Source organism: Roseivivax marinus, assembly GCF_900109705.1.
Classification (GTDB): Bacteria; Pseudomonadota; Alphaproteobacteria; order Rhodobacterales; family Rhodobacteraceae; genus Roseivivax; species Roseivivax marinus.
This window is the reverse complement of the sequence record NZ_FOAI01000006.1, coordinates 138,051-155,234: the sequence shown is the minus strand read 5'-3', so window position 1 is coordinate 155,234 and position 17,184 is coordinate 138,051. Positions and strand designations below refer to the sequence as shown.

Sequence of the window (17,184 nt, the reverse complement as noted above, 5' to 3'; positions counted from 1 at the left end):
CCCAGCGGCGCCCTCGCCGCCGCTTGCAGCCCGCGCGGCGCTCCGGCACTCTGCGGCCTTCCATCCCCAACCGGAGCCCGCTTCATGCCGGTCAAGAACCGCTTCGCCGAACTGCACGACGAGATCGCCGCCTGGCGCCGCGACTTCCACCAGCACCCCGAGATCCTTTTCGAGACGCACCGCACCGCCGGCATCGTGGCGGAAAAGCTACGCGCGTTCGGCTGCGACGAGGTGACCGAGGGGATCGGCCGCACCGGCGTCGTCGGCGTGATCCGCGGAAAGGAAACCGGCTCGGGGCGGACCATCGGGCTGCGGGCGGACATGGACGCGCTGCCGATCCACGAGACCACCGGCGCCGACTGGGCCTCGAAGACCGACGGCGCCATGCATGCCTGCGGCCATGACGGGCACACGGCCATGCTGCTCGGGGCCGCGCGCTACCTGTGCGAGACGCGCAATTTCGACGGCACCGTGGTGGTGATCTTCCAGCCGGCCGAGGAGGGCGGCGGCGGAGGCCGCGAGATGTGCGCCGACGGGCTCATGGAGCGCTGGGGGATCGAGGAGGTCTACGGCATGCACAACTGGCCCGGCGTCCCGGTCGGCCAGTTCCAGATCCGTCCCGGGCCGTTCTTCGCCGCCACGGACCTATTCGAGATCGAGATCGAGGGCCGGGGCGGCCATGCCGCCAAGCCTCACGAGACCATCGACACAACCGTCGCCGCGGCGCAGGTGGTGACCGCGCTGCAGACCATCGCTAGCCGCAACGCCGACCCGGTGGGCCAGGTCGTGGTGTCGGTGACGTCGTTCCAGACCTCGTCGAACGCTTTCAACGTGATCCCGCAGAAGGTGCATCTCAAGGGCACCGTCCGTACCCTGTCGCCCGAGATGCGCGACCTCGTCGAGGCGCGGATGACGACGATCTGCACCTCGGTCGCCGAGGCGTTCGGCGCCACAGCCCGCGTGGACTACCTGCGCAACTACCCGGTGATGGTGAATACCGAGGCGCAGACCGACTTTGCCGCCGAGGTCGCGAGCGCGGTCGCCGGCGGCTGTGACACCGCGGACCTCGTCATGGGGGGCGAGGACTTCGCCTACATGCTCGAGGAGCGCCCCGGCGCCTACATCCTCGTCGGCAACGGCGACACGGCGTCGGTGCACTCGCCGGACTACGACTTCAACGACGAGGCCATCCCGGCGGGCTGTTCGTGGTGGGCCGAGATCGTGGAGCGCCGCCTGCCGGCCGCGTGACGGCTTCGGGGCCTCGCGCCCCCGGACGGGCGGATGCGAGGGCTCTGCCCTCGCGCTCCCGGAGTATTTCTACCGAGAAGAAGGGCGCGGGTCGCAGGGTCACGGTCGGTTGCCGCGCCTAGTGATGGGTGAGCGACAGGAGCACGCCGCACAGGGCGAAGGAGACGCCCATGGGAAAGCTGCGCGGCGTCGCGAGGCTCTTCCAGCCCGCAAGGGCGGGCGGCGCGGTGCGGCGCAGGGCGAGGACCGCGAGGATGCCGGCGAGGAGGCTCAGCGCGAAGAGGCTCGGCGCGGCGGTCCAAGCGGTCACGGGCACGAACAGCGTCAGGATCGGCAGGGCCTTGGCGTCGCCGCCGCCGACGACTCCGGCCGCGAAGGCGGCGAAGCACAGCACGAAGATGCACGCGGCGGCGAAGACGCGGAGCCCGATCTCGGGGGCGGGCACGGTGAACGGCGCAACCAGCGCGAAGACCACGGCGAGCGCCACCAGCAGCCGGTTCGGGATCCGCAGCTCGCGCAGGTCGCCGATCGCCATGGCGCCCAGGAGCGGCCAGGCGGCGAAGAGCGGGAGCGTTTCAGGCGACATGGGCGGCGCGTCCGCGGATGTCGTGCCCAGCCGCTTCGCGCATCAGCAGGTGCACGAGATCGGCCTGCGACGGGACAACGGTCTTGGCGTAGATGTTCTGAAGGTGCGTGTTCAGCGTCGAGCGGCTGATCGCCAGCGCGCCCTGCAGTCCGTCGCGGGTCAGACCCTGCCGGAGCAGAAGGCACACGCGGTACTCGGCACGGCTCAGCCGGTAGGGGTTCGCCATCGCCAGCGGGTCGGCGGTGTCGGGGCGCGCGGCGGCGGGGCCGCGGCGGGTATCGCGCTCCACGGTCGTGAGCAGGATGCCGGGCGCGCGGTCCTTCCAGGCTTCGGAGAGGATCGCCGCGAGCGCCTCGATCTCGTCGGTCTCGGGACCCGAGAGGGGATGCGCGAAGTGCATTTCGAGGTAATCCGAGACCCGGGCGCTTTGGCAGATCGGAACCACCACGGTGGCGGCGAGGCGCCGGGCGCGCAGCGCGGTTTGCAGCCGGGGCAGGTCGTGGAACTCCTGCGTGTCGGCGGGCCAGATCGAGCCCTCTCGCGCTGTGCCCAGATAGGGCCCGAGCACCGCCGCGGCGCAGGACGCCGGGGCGCCGGCCGCGGAAAGGTTCGCGGTCGCGTCGTGGGAAACCACGTATTGCGGCCGCGCGGGATCTGCGTGCCGGAGCCGGCAGAGCCGCCACAGGTGCGTCGAACACCTCGCCGAGCTTGCGCAACGCCACCGGAAGCGCCGTGGCCCCGTGGGCCGCGCGGACCCAGGCCGCCACGGCCTCGAGCCGCTTGTTTCCCGTGGGGTGACGTCCCGTCTGGTGGGACCCGTTCGAATCATTGTTTCTATGCATATGGGTAAGGCCGCCGTCCTGCCCGCTACAGAAAAGTTTAAAATTCATTAACTGAATCTGATAATGTCATTTGCCTTATTTCAGACAATTTTTTCGGCAGATTTTGCCGCAATTGGCCGGAAAATTTTAGCTAAGGTTGTATTTCCCTGCGACACCGCCGTTGCACTTCACGAATAAGATGTGTCCGGCGCCGCGAAATGTGGCGCTGCCTGAACGGCGGCGGGGGGGCGAGGCCCTCAGTGCGACATCAGGCGGATATAGCGAATCACGTTCGGCCCGATCGTGATCATGATCAGCGCGGGCAGCATGAGCGACGCGAGCACCGCGGACATCTTGACCGGCAGCTTGTTGGCCATCTCCTGCGCGCGCATCTCGCGGTAGTCGCGCATCTCGCGGTAGTCGCGCATCTCGTTGGCGTAGGTGGTCAAGGCCTCGGACATCGGCGTTCCGAAACGCATGGACTGCTGGACGACCTGGGCAAAGGAGCGGACGACCTCGACCCCGGTGCGTCCGGCCATGTCGTCGAGCGCATCCTCGCGTGCACGCCCGGCCTGGATCTGGTGCTGGGTCGAGAGGAACTCGAACGCGATCTCGGGCGAGACCGAGGCCAGTTCGTTGCCGACGCGGGTCATGGCGAGGTCGAAGCCGAGGCCGGTGTCCACCGACACCGGCATGAGGTCGAGCGCATTCGGGAACGCTTCCTCAATGCGGCGCTGGCGCTCGCGGACGCGGCGGTCGAGCCACGCTGACGGCGTGAAGTATCCCACGCCGACGAGGATCGCGAGCCACTTCAGCGTGGCGGAATGACTCAGTTCGGCGAATGGCTCGGCCAGCGCGTCGGGCAGGCCCAGACCCGGCGTGCGGGCGGCCATCACGAGGGCGAGGAAGATCAGTGGCACCACGAAGCCGACGAAGACCCGGACCAGCATGTAGATTTGCAGCGCACCGGGCCGCGTGAAGCCGGCCTGCAGGAGCTTGAGCCTCAGCTTGTCGGTCTCCTTGCCCTCGCGCGGGAGCACCGCGCGCATGAGCCCGCGCGGCGTCGCAACCGTTTCGCGCAGAAGGCCGCGGGCGCGCCGGGCGTCGCGCGCGGCCTCGGTGCCGCGGGCGATGCGCTCGGCGGCCGGGTTGCCGCGCAGCGCCGCGCCCACCGACACCACGGCCAGCATCAGGCCGGCGGCGACGCCGAGTTGAAGGAGGAGGGCGGCATCGAGGTCGAGCCGTACGAGCAGAAGGTTCAGGGCATCCATCGGTGTCATCCCTTCAGATGCGGAAGTTGACGAGCTTGCGCAGGACGAGCGCGTTCAGGACCACGAGCGTCGTGATGATGATCATCATCGGCGTGAACATCGGGTCGTCCATGACGTCGCCGTAGTAGCCCGGCGAGGACATCATCGTGGTGGTGAAGATGAAGAGCGGCAGGCCGGACAGGAAGAAGGCCGACATCCGCCCTTCGGACGAGATCGCCTTGATCCGGCGGCGCATGGACAACCGGCTGCGCACCACCGACGCCAGCACCGAGATCACCCGCGCGAGGTCGCCGCCGGTGCCGTGCTGGATGTTGATGCTGGCGGCGAGATACTGGACGTCTTCCTGGCCGCTGCGCTCGGCGAACTCGGTGAAGGCGTCGGTCAGCTCGTCGCCGAAGCTCACCTGGTCGTAGATCAGGCCGAATTCGGTGCCGATCGGGTCGGGCATCTCGTTGGCGACCGCGCCGATCGAGGTGTTGAGCGGGTGGCCCACGCGCAGGCCGCGCGCCAGCAGGTCGAGCGCATCGGGCAGCTGCGCCACGAGCTTGGCGTTGCGGGCGTTGCGCGCCGCGACAAGCACCGCGACGGGCGCGCCGCCTCCGAGGATGAGTGCGGCGAGAAGGGCGAGGGGCAGCGCGATCATGGTCTGCGCCACCGCGAAGACGACGACGATCGCCGCGGCGCACAATGCGAGGAAGGTGCGGACGCCAATCCGCCATCCCGCCTGCCGGAGCGCCTGCGGCAACTCGGTCATGCCGGGCAGCGCTTCCAAGCCGGTGCGGGCCTCGGCGGGCTTCAGCAGGGCAAGGATGTCGGCTGTATCCGCGCCGCCCTCCATCAGGCGCATCCGCCGGTTTCGGGCCTCGGCGCGGGTCTCGCCCCGCCGCAACAGTTGTACGAGCCCCGAGAAGGTCAGGAAGATGCCGAGGAAAGCCGCGTCGTAGACGGCGTAGGTCGCGATCTCGGCGAGGACGATGTCGCTCATGGTTTCACCCCCTGCGCTGGACGAAGCTGTCGGCATCGAGGTCGGCGCCGGCCGCCAGAAGCTGGTCCATGCAGCGGGGGCGGATGCCGGTGGGCACGAACTGGCCCAGCACCTCGCCGTTCTCGCCCCGGCCGGTCTTCTGAAAGATGAAGATGTCCTGCATGACGATCACATCGCCCTCGGTGCCGGTAATCTCGGAAATGCTCATCACCCGGCGCTTGCCGTCCGACAGGCGCGAGAGCTGGACCACGAAACTGAGGCCCGAGGCGATCTGCGCGCGCACCGCGCGGGTCGGAAAGTCGACGCCCATCATGGTGACCATCTGCTCGAGACGTCCGAGCGCGTCGCGGGCGGTGTTGGCGTGGACCGTGGTCATCGATCCGTCGTGGCCGGTGTTCATCGCCTGGAGCATGTCGAAGGTCTCGGCGCCGCGGACCTCGCCGACGATGATCCGGTCGGGGCGCATGCGCAGGGCGTTGCGCACGAGGTCGCGCTGGTGGACGGCGCCCGACCCCGAAGGCGACGGCGGCCGGGTCTCGAGACGGACGACGTGGCTTTGCTGAAGCTGGAGTTCGGCGGCATCCTCGATGGTGACGATCCGCTCGCGGTCGCCGATGAAGGACGACATGGCATTGAGCATGGTGGTCTTGCCCGATCCGGTGCCGCCCGAGATCAGGACGTTCATCCGTGCCTCGACGATCCCGCGCAGGAGCGCCGCCGCCTGCGGCGACAGCGCGCCGCTCTCGGTCAGGCGCGCCATGGTGTAGGGCCGCGCAGAGAACTTGCGGATGGATACGGAGGGCCCGTCGATGGCGCAGGGCCGGATGATCGCGTTCACGCGGCTGCCGTCCTCGAGGCGCGCGTCGACCCAGGGGGTGGTCTCGTCCACCCGGCGGCCGATGCGGCTGACGATCTTGTCGATGATCCGCAGGAGGTGCCGTTCGTCGCGGAAGCGGGTGCTGGTGCGCTCCAGCACGCCCGCGCGTTCCACGAAGACGTTGCGGTGGCCGTTCATCAGGATGTCGTTGACCGTCGGGTCCGACAGCAGCGGCTCGAGCGGGCCGAAGCCCAGGATCTCGTGGATCAGCTCTTCCACGAGGCGGTTGAAGTCCTCGGTCCGCAGCGCCTCGCCGGTGCTGCGCAGGTGCTGGGTGACGACGCCCGCGACCTCGCGGCGCAGCTCCGCCTCCTCGACCTTGTCGAGGATCGACAGGTTCAGCCTCTCGAGCAGCGCGTCGTGCAACTGGCTCTTCAGGTCGAGCCAGTGCAGCAGCTGCGGGTCATCCTCCAGCGCCGGGTCGGGCACGACGACCTCGGGCACCGAGGCCGTGGCCTGTGCCTGGCCCCCGGGCAGCGGCACGACGTTCGAGGGGCTGTGGGTCTTCTTGCCGAAATCCTTGAACATGCGTCTGATCCTTATGCGCGCGGCTGCACGGACTGTGGGGTGGTGCTGTCTTTCACGATCGCGCGGGCGATCCCGCGCAGGCCCTTCATGACCGAGCTGCCGCTGGCCGCCTCGGACAGCAGCACGCCCCGGTCGAGGGCCTGCCGCATCGGCTTGGGATCGTCCGGCAGCCAGTATTTCAGGTCGCGCCCGAGGGTCTTGGCCGCCGCCGCGTGATGGGCGGCGCTGATGATCGGCTTGCGCTCGCGGTTGATGACGATGTCCACCGGCGGATCGAAGCGCTCCTCGCCGAAGAAGCCGATCAGGCGCTGGGCCTGGCGGATCGCCGGGACCGTGGTGTCAGTGACCATCAGGATGCGGCTCGCGCGGCTGACCACCGGGGCGATCCAGTCGACGAGCGTGCGGGCGAAGTCGACGACCACGTAGTCGAATTCCTGCTGAAGGTGTCCGATGAGGGCGTCCACCTGATCGCGCGCGAGCGCGTCCACCGGCAGGAACTGCTTGGGCGCGGTCAGAACCCAGAGGCCCGAGGCGTGCTCGACCATCGCCTGATCGACGAAGGTGTGATCCGGGACGATCTTTTCGGTGGCCATGCGGAACAGCGCCTCGGACGGCGCCATGTCGAGCGCGGCGGACACCGAGCCGAACTGGAGGTCGAGGTCGACAACAGCGACACGCGCCCCCGTCGTTTTGCGCAGGAGGCCGGTCTTCTGCTGCAGCTGGTCGGCGAGGTTGATCGCGATGGTGGACGAGCCGACGCCGCCGCGCGCCGGGCAGACCGCCAGCACCTGACCGAGCCGCCGCTCGGACCCGCGGCCCGCCAGCGCCGGAAGCTGCGGCGCCTTGCGGGTCAGCGCGAGGATCAGGTCGCGCAGCTCCTCGCGCTCTGCGGGATATGGCAGGATCTCGTCCACGCCGGCCTTGCGCAGCGCAAGCGCCTCGGACAGCTTCAGCTCCGCGTCGCTGAGAGCCAGCAGCTTGCCCTCACCGCCGATCTTCTCGCGCAGCGCCCGGACCGCGGCATGATCGTGTTCGTCCCGCAGGCGGAACACCACGAGGTCGTTGTCCCGCGCGAGCTGCACGGCTGCGCCGTTGACCCGGTTGAGCGTGTCCTTGCGGACGCTGACGTCGATGTCCTGCTCGGTCGACACCGCGCCGCGCACGGCCTCGATGATCTGGTCGGTGTCGGAGATGACGATGATCGAAGAACGGGTGTCCATGGTGGCATCCTCTGGGCTGCGCCTATCCGTCGGTGCCGAGGGCGAGATCCTCGCCCGGCACCGAGGCCCCGAGTGCGGGGAAGGCGACCGTGCCCGCGGCGAAGGCGTCGTCGGCGCCGACCGCGAGGGTGGTGAGTTGCGGAAGCAGGGCGACGAAGGTGAAGTTCAGATCCTGCAGCTCCACGGTGACGTTCGGAACGTAGGGGCCGCCGAGAAAGCCCAGGTCGGGATCGAACGCGTAGCGGAACCGGAGATTTGAGATGGTGGCGGTGTTGGGCAGGGTGGGGCGCACCAGGGCCCAGACCTCCTCGGCGGTGGCATTGCCCGGCGCCGCGGTGCAGATCTGCGTGCCGGCGTTCTTGCACACGCCCGAGCCCGCGCTGCACGACGTGCCGTAGGAGGGCAGGGTGCCGGTGCCCGGCGCGTCGGGACGTTCATGGACCTCGGGGACGTTCGCGCAGGCCGGCGGGCGCACGGCGGCGATCCGGACCGCGCGGTGCAGCGCCTTCTCGGCCGCGACCTGGTGGAACAGCATCCGGCCGAAATCCACCGTGCCGAGGAAGATCAGCAGGACCGCGACGATCGCCACGGCGAACTCGACCAGCGTGGCGCCGGATTCGTCCTGCAGGACCGCGCGGGCCCGGTGGTGGAGGGGTGCGCGCCCGCTCATGACCCGAAGATCCGGCTCTCGTCGGTGACGGTGGCCTGCACCGTTCCCAACGTGCCCCCGGCGAGGGCGAAAATGCCCTGAAAGGGGAAAGTGATGGTCAGCGTGGCCGTCACCTGCGCCACCGGCGCCGGCGAGACCCTGTAGGTCCCGGCCACGCATTTCAGGGCCGGGACGACCGAGTCGACGGTGATGCTCGAGGGAAAGACGGTGTTCGCCTGCGCGTTCAGCCGCACGATATCCTCGAGCGCGGCGGTGTAGCCGGCAAGCGAGGCCGCGGTCTCGCAGCTGTCGGACGAGGCCACGCGGCCGAGGTAGCGCGCGGCGTCCCGGACCCCGGCGGTCGCCGCCTGGTACGACCACATCATCCGTCCGCCTTCCACCACGATGGCGAAGATCAGGATCATGAGCGGCAGTCCAATGGCGAACTCGACCAGTGCGGCCCCGCGGTCGTCGCGGCGGAGGCGTCTTGCGAGGTCGGGAAGGGAGGGGAGGCGGCTCATTGTCCTGTCACCTGTAGAGCTGCACGCCGTCGCGGAAGATGCCGGCGGCATCGCTGCCGCCCGCGCCCGGTCCGCTGGCGCTGCCGATGACCTCGGCCCAGATGGTGAAGGAGTTGCCCGAGCCGTCGTTGCTGGCGGGCTCGGTCAGGAACATCGACACGATTTCCTTGTAGGGCACGCCGGTCTTGGCGCCCGACACGCCCTCGGCGGTGCAATCGATGGCGGCGACCGACACGACCCGGCGCTTGTAGTCGACCTCGGGATTGGTCTGCACGTTGCAGATCGGGCGGCCGCTCTCGGCGATCGGGGAGCCGTCGGAGCCGTTGCCCGAGGTGTCCCCGGTCAGGATGTCGCCGGTGACGGCGATCTCGGCGCGGTAAATCTCGAAGCGGGTCGGCGTCGCCGGGTTCGCGGCATTCGCGGACAGCCAGGTCTGGATCGGGGCCGGAACGGTGCCGTCGAAGGGCGCGTAGTTGGTCGAGAAGTAGGCGTGGCGGTCCCAGTCCCCGGTGCCGAAACGCAGCCCCGCCCCGCCGTTCAGCGCGTTGCAGGTGTTCGGAACCCCCGCGCCGTCGCCGAAGCAGGTGTCACGCGGCAGGCCGATCGTGTTGGGCGACAGGGCCTCGTTGTTGCCGATGCACTGGCCGCCGCCGTTCGGGACGATGCCCTTGACGACGTTCGGCGCGGGCGCGAAGCGGGGGTCGTTCTTCTTGCCGTTCATGGACGAGTTGTAGATATCGAAGCGGGTGTTGAGCGCGGCCTCGTAGTTGCCGGTCTTCTGGCCCGGCTCGATGTCCACGCCGCGCTGGCTGAAGCACTGGGTGATCGGCCCCGCCGCGCCGAGAAGGCACCGGTCCAGGTTGCCGCCGGTCTCGCCCTCGCAGGGGCCTTCCTCGTCGATCAGGAATTTCGAGGGGTCGAGGAACCCGAAGGCGCCGGGCAGCCAGGCGCCCGATCCGCTGCCGCCCGAGCGCAGCTCGATCATCTGTCCGACATTGGCGTCGGCGCTCCAGCCCGAGGGCAGGCACATCATCAGGGGCGTGATGTCGCAGGCATAGGCGGTGAAGCCGGCAATGGCGGTGGCGCCCACGGTGCTGTCGATCGGGTCGTTGCCCGACAATGCCGCGAAGGCCGCGCCGAAGGTCAGGGGCACGGTCTTCTGGGTCACGTCGACATGGGCAAAGAGCGCCTCGGCGGGATCGGTGGTGACCGCGGTCACGGGATCCACGTCCTCGGCCGGCAGGTCCGACAGGAACAGGAGCGCGTAGTCCTGCGCCCCGGCAAGTGCAGTCCCGCCGTCGCCATAGGTCTGGCTGTCGGCGATCATGGCCGCGGCGGCCGATGTGGCGCGGGTGATCGCGTCGGGCTGGCCGTCGAGCTCTCCGGCCGCGGCGAGCGCGACGTTGTCGGCAAAGGACTGGAGGTCCGTCTGCGTGACGGCGATGCGGCCCAGGTCGAAGGACATCGCCACGAGACCGAGCAGCACGGTCAGCGACACGCCCCAGAACGGCAGCACCGCGCCCCGTTCGTCGGCGGCGAAGATCGCGAGGGATTTGTTCACGATCATCGCCCCGGCCCTCAGTTCACGATCGTTTCGGACAGGTCGGTCGCCCGCCGGATCCGCACGACGGGGCGGCGGTCCTTTACCTCGACGGGCATCGAGTCGAAGAGCAGGTCGTTGAGCTGCACGGTGTCGAGCTCCTGCGCCGCGTCGTCGTCGAGCGAGCGCAGGGAGAGGCTCAGCGCACCGGCGCGTTGCGCCAGCGCCAGCCGCTGGCCCTGGTCGGCGGTGACCTCGACCGTCACGGTGCGGGCGACGCCCGGCGTGTCGTCGAGTTCGTCGGCGTCCTGGTCGACGCCGATCACGCGGATGTTCTGAAGGATGGTCACCGCGCGGAGCGACTCGTTGCGGCCTTGCGTCAGAACCACGTCGACCCGGTCGCCCGGCGTCACGAAGCCGCCGACCGAAGTCGCGGCATCCACGTTGATCGCCATCGCGCGGGTGTTGGGAGAGAGCGTCTGCACGATGGTGACCTTCTCGCCGAACTCCGACACCGTGGTGGCGCGCAGCGGATCGCCCTGCGAGATCGCCCGCCGGGCGCGCCGAGGCTCGCCCTTGGGGCCTTCGAGCAGGTCGTCGTAGGCATGGAAGACGCCCGCGGGGACGTGATCGACCGGCCACGCGATGGTGGCGAGGAGTTGCGCGTCGATCGGCTCGCCGAACTGGATGTCGCGGCTGGCGACGATGACGGCGCGGGTCGAACTGTTGTCGAGCGGCCCCTCGGTTCGGACCTGAAGGAGATCGCGGGTCAGGTAGACCGAGCCGCCGGCGACCGCGAGCCCCGCGACCGCGGTGAGAAGTGCTGCAATGCGCATGGCGTGGGTCCCTTCGAGACCGGGGGCATGCTGCGCGTCAGGAAAAGCGACGCGCAGGCCCGCGGTATGGTTTGAAACGTCGGAGAATCTGCCGCGCCGTGTTCGGAGGTCCGGCGAACCGGCACCATCGGCGCGGCAGGACTGGCTCTTGGCCGGGTCAGTCGGCCATCGCGGTCCCGGCAGCGCCCATGGCGGCGTTGAAGTCCGTCTCGAGGACGGTCAGGCCGGCTGCGCCGACGGCAACCGCGAACGCGACGGCAACGCCGTACTCGACCAGGGTGACGCCGCGCTCGTCGCGCTTCAGGCGGGAGAAAGTGTTCTTGAGCAGAGTCTTCATGGAAATGTCTCCAGGTGTTGTGTGCAATGCGTGGAGCTTGAGTTTGGCAGTCGCTCCCGGCCCCAGGTGGGTGAGGGCCGCATAACAGGGGTAGCAGTCCCTGACGGACGGCGGATCGGTCTGCGATGCCGAGTTTGCAACTGCGGGATGTAATTCTCGGCAGGCCGGCTCGCGGGGCCGCGCGGTTGACGAGCCGGTGCGTCCGGGTCTGTGCGGGAGCGTCTTGGTCCCTGCGGGGAGGGTGAGGGTGCTGCCCTCGCTCCCCCGGGATATTTAGCCCGAGAAGAAGGGGCGGCGTGGCGTCATGCCCATGGTCGTGCCCTTTGCGATGGGCGACGGCGCCCGCGTCGCAAGCCCGGATGTTCCCCGCGAGAAGACGGCAGGCGCCGGTCGCCGGTCACCGGCACCGTTCGGCGGTTCTTGCGGCGGCGGGGCGCGGCGGGTAAGCGGCTGTCATGACGCGCGCGACCATCGTCTGCATAAAGTGGGGCACCGCCTTCGGGCCGGACTACGTGAACCGGCTCTATTCCGGTGTGCGCCGCAACTTGTCCGTTCCTGTGCGCTTCTGCTGCATGACAGAGCACGCCGACGGCCTACACCCCGACATCGAGGTGATCGACCTGCCGCAGGAGCCGTTCCGCGCCGACATGGACGCCGCTCTCGCCGTGGCGAACCGGCAGGGCGCCATGCGCAAGGTGTCGCTGTTCCGGCAGGGTGTGATCCCGGACCTCGACGGGCCGGTGCTGGGCTTCGACCTCGACGTCGTGATCACCGGCGCCCTGGACCCGATCCTCGCGCTCGCGCCGGGCGACGTGGTGATGCGCCACGACTGGACCGAGAAGCGCAAGGGCCGGCCCACCGGGCACGGCTCGGTCTTTCGCTACGATCCGGCGCGGCACGGCTTCCTTTACGAGGACCTCGCCGCGGACGCCTATGCGGAGGTCGAGCGCGCGCGCGGCTCCGAGCAGCGCTACACCTCGCACAAGGCGATGGACAACGGCGTCTTCACCTACATCCCCGGCGAATGGGTGGTGTCGTTCAAGTACGACTGCAACCCGTTCCCGCGAAACTGGGTCGCGCCGCCGCGCCTGCCGGACGATGCGCGCGTCGTGTGCTTCCACGGCCGGCCGAAGATGCCGGAGGCGGTCGCGGGATATCGCGGCTCGCTGATCCGGCGGTCGATGCCCTGCGACTGGCTGCAGGACCACTGGATCGACCGCGCGCGCGCCGATCTCGGCGACGCCTGGGCTTGATCCCCGGCGCGCCGCCGACTGCGTCGCAAGCCACTGCCATGCGTGTTCGGCGAGCCGGGGCCTTCCTCGTAGAACCAGTGAGTATGACCTGGGGTCACCACGAGATCGTTGCGGTGCCCGCGGTCGGCCAGGGCCTGTCCGTTGGGGGCGTGCATCCTCGACGGCGAAGAACTGTTCGCCGCTGTTTATGCAAAGACCGTAGGGCTTGGCGTCGGCCGGTGCGCCAGCGTGTCGAGGGGCATACGGCCGCCGTGCAGCGCGGCCACCCTCAACAGAGACCTCGTCCGGTTCGATAGGGCTGCACGGAGGGGCAAGCGGGTCGATCCGCACCGCCCGGCTCTCGACCTCGCGTGGCGGCGCTCCTGACGTGAGCGACGGCACCTTCGCCGGCTTCCGCGCTCATCGCACGGGCAGTGCCGGCGCAGATCAGATGCAGCACCAGCAATCTCATCGGCGGTCATCCGTGTCGATCCGGTCCGGGGCTGACGCGGATCATCGGCGGCACGGCGACGTCCGCGGGGTGATCGGTTGGCAGGCATGTCGCGGCGGCTGCCCGGCGGACCGGCGAGCGGCTGCCGAGAATGCCCCCTGGCGGGGTTCGCTCCCCTTGCCCTATGGGCTCTCCTCGCGCTAAGTGCAGGCGCCGTTGGAAGTCGAGGAAGGGCAGTCAGCATGCGTCGCGTCGTGGTCACCGGAATGGGCCTTGTCACCCCGCTTGCCTGCGGGCTCGAGGAAAGCTGGAAACGCATCCTGGACGGGCAGTCCGGGGCGGGCACGATCTCGAAGTTCGATGCCTCGCACCTCGCGACCACCTATGCCTGCGAGGTGCCGCTGGGTGACGGGTCGGACGGGACGTTCAATCCCGACGACTGGATGGCCCCGAAAGAGCGCCGCAAGGTCGACGACTTCATCCTTTACGGCATCGCTGCCGCCGAACAGGCGGTGCGGCAGGCCGGCATCCATGAGGCCCCCGAGGAGGACAAGCTGCGCACCGGCGTGATGATCGGCTCCGGCATCGGTGGCCTGAACTCGATCGCCGACACCGCGCTGCTGATCCGCGACAAAGGCCCGCGTCGGGTGTCGCCGTTCTTCATCCCGGGCGCGCTCATCAACCTGATCTCGGGCCAGGTCTCGATCCGCTACGGTTTCAAGGGTCCGAACCACTCGGTCGTGACCGCCTGTTCGACCGGCGCCCACGCCATCGGCGACGCTGCGCGGATGATCCGCGACGACGATGCGGACGTGATGGTCGCGGGCGGCGCCGAGGGCGCGATCTCGGAGATCGGGATCGCCGGCTTCAACGCGTGCAAGGCGCTCTCGACCAAGCGCGGCGACACGCCCGAGGCCGCGAGCCGCCCCTACGACAAGGACCGCGACGGTTTCGTCATGGGAGAGGGCGCGGGCATCGTGGTGCTCGAGGAATACGAGCGCGCGAAGGCCCGCGGCGCGACGATCTACGCCGAAGTCTGCGGCTACGGCCTGTCGGGGGATGCCTATCACATCACCGCGCCCAGCGAAGACGGCGACGGCGCCGAACGCTCCATGCGCGCGGCGCTCAAGCGCGCGGGGATCGAGCCCGGCGATCTGGACTACATCAACGCGCACGGCACCTCGACCATGGCCGACGTGATCGAGCTTGGCGCGGTCGAGCGGATGCTCGGCGACGCGGTGGACAAGGTCACCATGTCCTCGACCAAATCGGCCACCGGGCACCTTCTCGGCGCCGCCGGCGCGATCGAGGCGATCTTCTCGATCCTCGCGATCCGTGACCAGGTTGTGCCGCCGACCATAAATCTCGATGATCCGGTCGAGGCGCGTATCGACCTCGCACCCAACGAGAAGCGCGAGCGCGAGGTGCGCTACGCTCTGTCGAACTCGTTCGGCTTCGGCGGCACCAACGCGAGCGTCATCTTTGGACAGGTGACCTGATCCCATGTGGCGCCACATCGCCTCCAACGCGCTGACCTTCTTCGTGATCCTCGTCTTCCTCGTGGGTGGCGGGATCATCTGGGCCCAGCGGGAATACGAGACCGCCGGCCCGCTGTCCGAGGCGATCTGCCTTGAAGTGCCGCGCGGCTCGAACATGAGCCGGGTGAGCGAGGACCTCGCGGAGCAGGGGGCGGTCACCTCCGCGACGCTCCTGCGGCTCGGCGCGGACTATTCCGACAAGACCCAGTCTCTCAAGGCCGGCTCCTACCTGGTGCCCGAGAACGCGTCGATGGCCGAGATCGTGGACATCGTGACCCGCGGCGGCGCCTCCACTTGCGGGACCGAGGTGATCTACCGGATCGGTGTCAACTCCGCCGAGGTCGAGGTGCGTGAGCTCGACCCGACCACGGGCCGGTTCGAGGACATGGCCGAGTTCGACCCGGCCGCGGACGAGGTGCCCGAGGAATACACCCGCGTGCGCGAGGCCTCCGATACCCGCTACCGGGTGGCTCTGGCCGAGGGGGTGACCTCGTGGCAGGTGGTCGAGGAGCTGCGCAGCGTCGACGTCCTGGAAGGCGAGGTCGAGGTCCCCGAGGAGGGCTCGCTTGCCCCCAACAGCTACGAGGTGGCGCCCGGCGACAGCCGCGCCGACCTGATCGACCGGATGCAGCGCGCGCAGGAGGTCATCCTGTCCGAGGCGTGGGCCAACCGGGCGCCCGACCTTCCGCTGACCGGGCCCGAGGAGGCGCTGGTGCTGGCGTCCATCGTCGAGAAGGAGACCGGCGTCGCCGAGGAACGGCCGCAGGTGGCCTCTGTCTTCGTGAACCGTCTGCGCCGGGGGATGCGGCTGCAAACCGACCCCACGGTGATCTACGGCATCACCGAAGGGCAGGGCGTGCTGGGCCGCGGAATCCGCCAGTCCGAGCTGCGCCAGGCGACGCCCTACAACACCTACGTGATCGAGGGCCTGCCGCCGACGCCCATTGCCAACCCGGGTCGCGCAGCGATCGAGGCGGCGCTGAACCCGGCCGAGACGCAGTACGTGTTCTTCGTCGCGGACGGCACTGGCGGACATGCCTTCGCCGAGACCCTCGACGAGCACAATGAGAACGTCGCCCGCTGGCGCCAGATCGAGGCCGAACAGGGCGAGGACACGCAGGCCAACTGAGCCTGTCCCGCGATGTGACAACAAAACGGCCGGAGGCGCACTCGTCTCCGGCCGTTCACGCAAATTTCAGTGCATATCCAAGAAGATCGCGCACGTCAGATTGCGTTTTCAAGCATTTGGAATACATCTACGCCAATTGGCGTCAAATCATATCCAGACGATGACAGATGAGGAACGCCGGACTGCGGTACGCGCCGTTCGATGAGGGAATGTGAATGACGGGGATGTCAGAGAACAGTGCGTCGTCGCTGATCGGAAGTGCGATCGGGCAGTCTCCGCTTTCGATCGTGCTGACCGATCCGCGGCTCGACGATAATCCGATCACCTACGTGAACGAAGCCTTTTTCCGCACCACGCAATACAGTCGCGATTTCGCGCTCGGGCGGAATTGCCGCTTCCTTCAGGGGCCGGACACCCGCCCCGAAGACGTGCAGGCATTGCGCGAGGGCCTGCAATCGCAGACGCAATTCGAGCTGACGATCACCAATCACAAGGCGGACGGCTCGCCGTTCCTCAACCATCTCCTGATCTCGCCCGTCCGGGACGACGAGGGTGACGTGGTCGCGTTCTTCGGCCTTCAGCGCGAACTCGACGCCGAGCGCGCGGCCGCCGCGCGGAGCGAGGCGAACAAGCTGCGCGACAGCGCGACCGAGATGCTGCGCGAGCTTCAGCACCGGGTGAAAAACCACCTCGCCATGGTCGTGTCGATGATCCGGATGCAGGCGCGCCGAGACGTGACCGCCGACAGCTTCACCGCCCTGTCGCGGCGGATCGAGGCGCTCGCGCTGCTCTACGAGGAACTGTTCAAGCTCAATCTCGACGGTGCGCGGGACCGCAAGATCGATGCCGGCGCCTATCTTGGACGGATCGCGTCGGTCCTGTCGGGGATCGAGGGACGCGACGGCGTGAAGGTCGACGTGCGCTGCGATCCGATCGAGCTGAGCGTGGACCAGGCGGCGCGGTGCGGCCTGCTACTGTCCGAACTCGTGACGAACGCGCTGGAGCACGCCTTCTCTGCCCGCGACACCGGCACCATCGAGGTGGTCTGGACGATGGCGTCCGGCGACGGCGATCGGGTACGTCTCAAGGTCGAGGACGACGGCGTAGGCTTGCCGGTCGGAAGCAACTGGCCGTGGAGCGCCGACAGCCTCGATGCGCAGCGGGCGAAGGCCGCACGCTCGGACGGCACGCTCGACACCACCGGTGCGCCGGCCGATCCCGGTGTCGGTGGCAGCATCGTCTCGGCACTGGCCCGCTCGATGGAGGCTGAGATCACGGTGGAGCCCGGTGCGAACGGCGGCACATCGGTGGAAGTGGTGTTTGAGCGCGAGGGCTGACGCGCGCGCAAGCCAGACCCGCAACGAAAAAACGGCCCGTCCCGTCCGGGGCGCGCCGTTTGTATTCCGTGAACCGGG

Annotated in this window: 16 protein-coding genes; 5 read left to right on the top strand and 11 right to left on the bottom strand. The window is 68.9% G+C overall.

The genetic code is table 11. From position 1 onward, the window contains the following. Positions 1–84: 84 nt before the first annotated feature. Positions 85–1,248: a M20 aminoacylase family protein gene (locus tag BMX29_RS09465; protein WP_092812209.1), complete on the top strand. Its 1,164-nt coding sequence runs from the start codon at positions 85–87 to the stop codon at positions 1,246–1,248. Between the two features lie 118 nt (positions 1,249–1,366). Here BMX29_RS09465 and BMX29_RS09460 read toward each other — a convergent pair whose 3' ends face one another. From BMX29_RS09460 to BMX29_RS09410, 11 genes are all read right to left on the bottom strand, one after another. Continuing rightward, positions 1,367–1,834, bottom strand: coding sequence for an A24 family peptidase (locus tag BMX29_RS09460; protein WP_092812207.1), 468 nt, complete (start codon positions 1,832–1,834; stop codon positions 1,367–1,369). Next, the gene (locus tag BMX29_RS09455; protein WP_092812205.1) at positions 1,824–2,468 is read right to left on the bottom strand and encodes a helix-turn-helix transcriptional regulator; all 645 of its coding nucleotides are present in this window, start codon (positions 2,466–2,468) and stop codon (positions 1,824–1,826) included. The genes BMX29_RS09460 and BMX29_RS09455 overlap by 11 nt, the downstream gene beginning before the upstream one ends. Before the next feature lie 444 nt (positions 2,469–2,912). Continuing rightward, on the bottom strand, positions 2,913–3,926 hold the full coding sequence (locus BMX29_RS09450; RefSeq protein WP_092812203.1) for a type II secretion system F family protein: 1,014 nt from the start codon (positions 3,924–3,926) through the stop codon (positions 2,913–2,915). A gap of 13 nt (positions 3,927–3,939) precedes the next feature. Continuing rightward, positions 3,940–4,911 carry a type II secretion system F family protein gene (locus BMX29_RS09445; RefSeq protein ID WP_175471167.1) on the bottom strand — a complete coding sequence of 324 codons (972 nt, stop codon included), beginning with the start codon at positions 4,909–4,911 and terminating at the stop codon, positions 3,940–3,942. A 4-nt stretch (positions 4,912–4,915) separates the two neighbouring features. Then, a complete protein-coding gene (locus tag BMX29_RS09440) occupies positions 4,916–6,316 on the bottom strand; it encodes a TadA family conjugal transfer-associated ATPase (RefSeq protein WP_092812199.1) in 1,401 nt (466 codons plus the stop codon). An 11-nt stretch (positions 6,317–6,327) separates the two neighbouring features. Continuing rightward, positions 6,328–7,536 (bottom strand): CpaE/TadZ family protein, encoded by a 1,209-nt coding sequence (locus BMX29_RS09435; RefSeq protein ID WP_092812197.1) that lies wholly within the window; start codon positions 7,534–7,536, stop codon positions 6,328–6,330. Between the two features lie 22 nt (positions 7,537–7,558). Continuing rightward, the gene (locus BMX29_RS09430; protein WP_092812195.1) at positions 7,559–8,206 is read right to left on the bottom strand and encodes a TadE/TadG family type IV pilus assembly protein; all 648 of its coding nucleotides are present in this window, start codon (positions 8,204–8,206) and stop codon (positions 7,559–7,561) included. Next, complete coding sequence (locus BMX29_RS09425) at positions 8,203–8,706, bottom strand: TadE family protein (protein ID WP_092812193.1); 504 nt, start codon at positions 8,704–8,706, stop codon at positions 8,203–8,205. The genes BMX29_RS09430 and BMX29_RS09425 overlap by 4 nt, the downstream gene beginning before the upstream one ends. A gap of 7 nt (positions 8,707–8,713) precedes the next feature. Beyond that, entirely contained in the window at positions 8,714–10,267 is a 1,554-nt protein-coding gene (locus BMX29_RS09420) for a pilus assembly protein TadG-related protein (protein WP_425314275.1), read from the bottom strand. Positions 10,268–10,284: 17 nt separating this feature from the next. Then, positions 10,285–11,082, bottom strand: coding sequence for a Flp pilus assembly protein CpaB (cpaB, locus tag BMX29_RS09415; RefSeq protein WP_092812189.1), 798 nt, complete (start codon positions 11,080–11,082; stop codon positions 10,285–10,287). Between the two features lie 157 nt (positions 11,083–11,239). Next, complete coding sequence (locus tag BMX29_RS09410; protein ID WP_092812187.1) at positions 11,240–11,419, bottom strand: Flp family type IVb pilin; 180 nt, start codon at positions 11,417–11,419, stop codon at positions 11,240–11,242. Positions 11,420–11,874: 455 nt separating this feature from the next. Between BMX29_RS09410 and BMX29_RS09405 the strand changes: the two genes are divergently transcribed. From BMX29_RS09405 to BMX29_RS09390, 4 genes are all read left to right on the top strand, one after another. Continuing rightward, positions 11,875–12,672 carry a glycosyl transferase gene (locus tag BMX29_RS09405; RefSeq protein WP_043844621.1) on the top strand — a complete coding sequence of 266 codons (798 nt, stop codon included), beginning with the start codon at positions 11,875–11,877 and terminating at the stop codon, positions 12,670–12,672. A gap of 672 nt (positions 12,673–13,344) precedes the next feature. Continuing rightward, positions 13,345–14,601 (top strand): beta-ketoacyl-ACP synthase II, encoded by a 1,257-nt coding sequence (gene fabF, locus BMX29_RS09400; protein WP_092812185.1) that lies wholly within the window; start codon positions 13,345–13,347, stop codon positions 14,599–14,601. 4 nt (positions 14,602–14,605) lie between these two features. Beyond that, positions 14,606–15,769, top strand: coding sequence for an endolytic transglycosylase MltG (mltG, locus tag BMX29_RS09395; RefSeq protein WP_092812183.1), 1,164 nt, complete (start codon positions 14,606–14,608; stop codon positions 15,767–15,769). Between the two features lie 215 nt (positions 15,770–15,984). Then, complete coding sequence (locus BMX29_RS09390; RefSeq protein ID WP_051487712.1) at positions 15,985–17,106, top strand: PAS domain-containing protein; 1,122 nt, start codon at positions 15,985–15,987, stop codon at positions 17,104–17,106. Positions 17,107–17,184 lie beyond the last annotated feature (78 nt).

What these genes read in the sequence shown, in the direction of transcription:
- BMX29_RS09425 (WP_092812193.1), bottom strand. Translation starts at nt 8,706, where the DNA reads ATGAGCCGCCTCCCCTCCCTTCCCGACCTCGCAAGACGCCTCCGCCGC.
- BMX29_RS09435 (WP_092812197.1), bottom strand. Translation starts at nt 7,536, where the DNA reads ATGGACACCCGTTCTTCGATCATCGTCATCTCCGACACCGACCAGATC.
- BMX29_RS09430 (WP_092812195.1), bottom strand. Translation starts at nt 8,206, where the DNA reads ATGAGCGGGCGCGCACCCCTCCACCACCGGGCCCGCGCGGTCCTGCAG.
- BMX29_RS09460 (WP_092812207.1), bottom strand. Translation starts at nt 1,834, where the DNA reads ATGTCGCCTGAAACGCTCCCGCTCTTCGCCGCCTGGCCGCTCCTGGGC.
- BMX29_RS09465 (WP_092812209.1), top strand. Translation starts at nt 85, where the DNA reads ATGCCGGTCAAGAACCGCTTCGCCGAACTGCACGACGAGATCGCCGCC.
- BMX29_RS09440 (WP_092812199.1), bottom strand. Translation starts at nt 6,316, where the DNA reads ATGTTCAAGGATTTCGGCAAGAAGACCCACAGCCCCTCGAACGTCGTG.
- fabF (WP_092812185.1), top strand. Translation starts at nt 13,345, where the DNA reads ATGCGTCGCGTCGTGGTCACCGGAATGGGCCTTGTCACCCCGCTTGCC.
- BMX29_RS09390 (WP_051487712.1), top strand. Translation starts at nt 15,985, where the DNA reads ATGACGGGGATGTCAGAGAACAGTGCGTCGTCGCTGATCGGAAGTGCG.
- BMX29_RS09450 (WP_092812203.1), bottom strand. Translation starts at nt 3,926, where the DNA reads ATGGATGCCCTGAACCTTCTGCTCGTACGGCTCGACCTCGATGCCGCC.
- BMX29_RS09410 (WP_092812187.1), bottom strand. Translation starts at nt 11,419, where the DNA reads ATGAAGACTCTGCTCAAGAACACTTTCTCCCGCCTGAAGCGCGACGAG.
- mltG (WP_092812183.1), top strand. Translation starts at nt 14,606, where the DNA reads ATGTGGCGCCACATCGCCTCCAACGCGCTGACCTTCTTCGTGATCCTC.
- BMX29_RS09405 (WP_043844621.1), top strand. Translation starts at nt 11,875, where the DNA reads ATGACGCGCGCGACCATCGTCTGCATAAAGTGGGGCACCGCCTTCGGG.
- BMX29_RS09445 (WP_175471167.1), bottom strand. Translation starts at nt 4,911, where the DNA reads ATGAGCGACATCGTCCTCGCCGAGATCGCGACCTACGCCGTCTACGAC.
- cpaB (WP_092812189.1), bottom strand. Translation starts at nt 11,082, where the DNA reads ATGCGCATTGCAGCACTTCTCACCGCGGTCGCGGGGCTCGCGGTCGCC.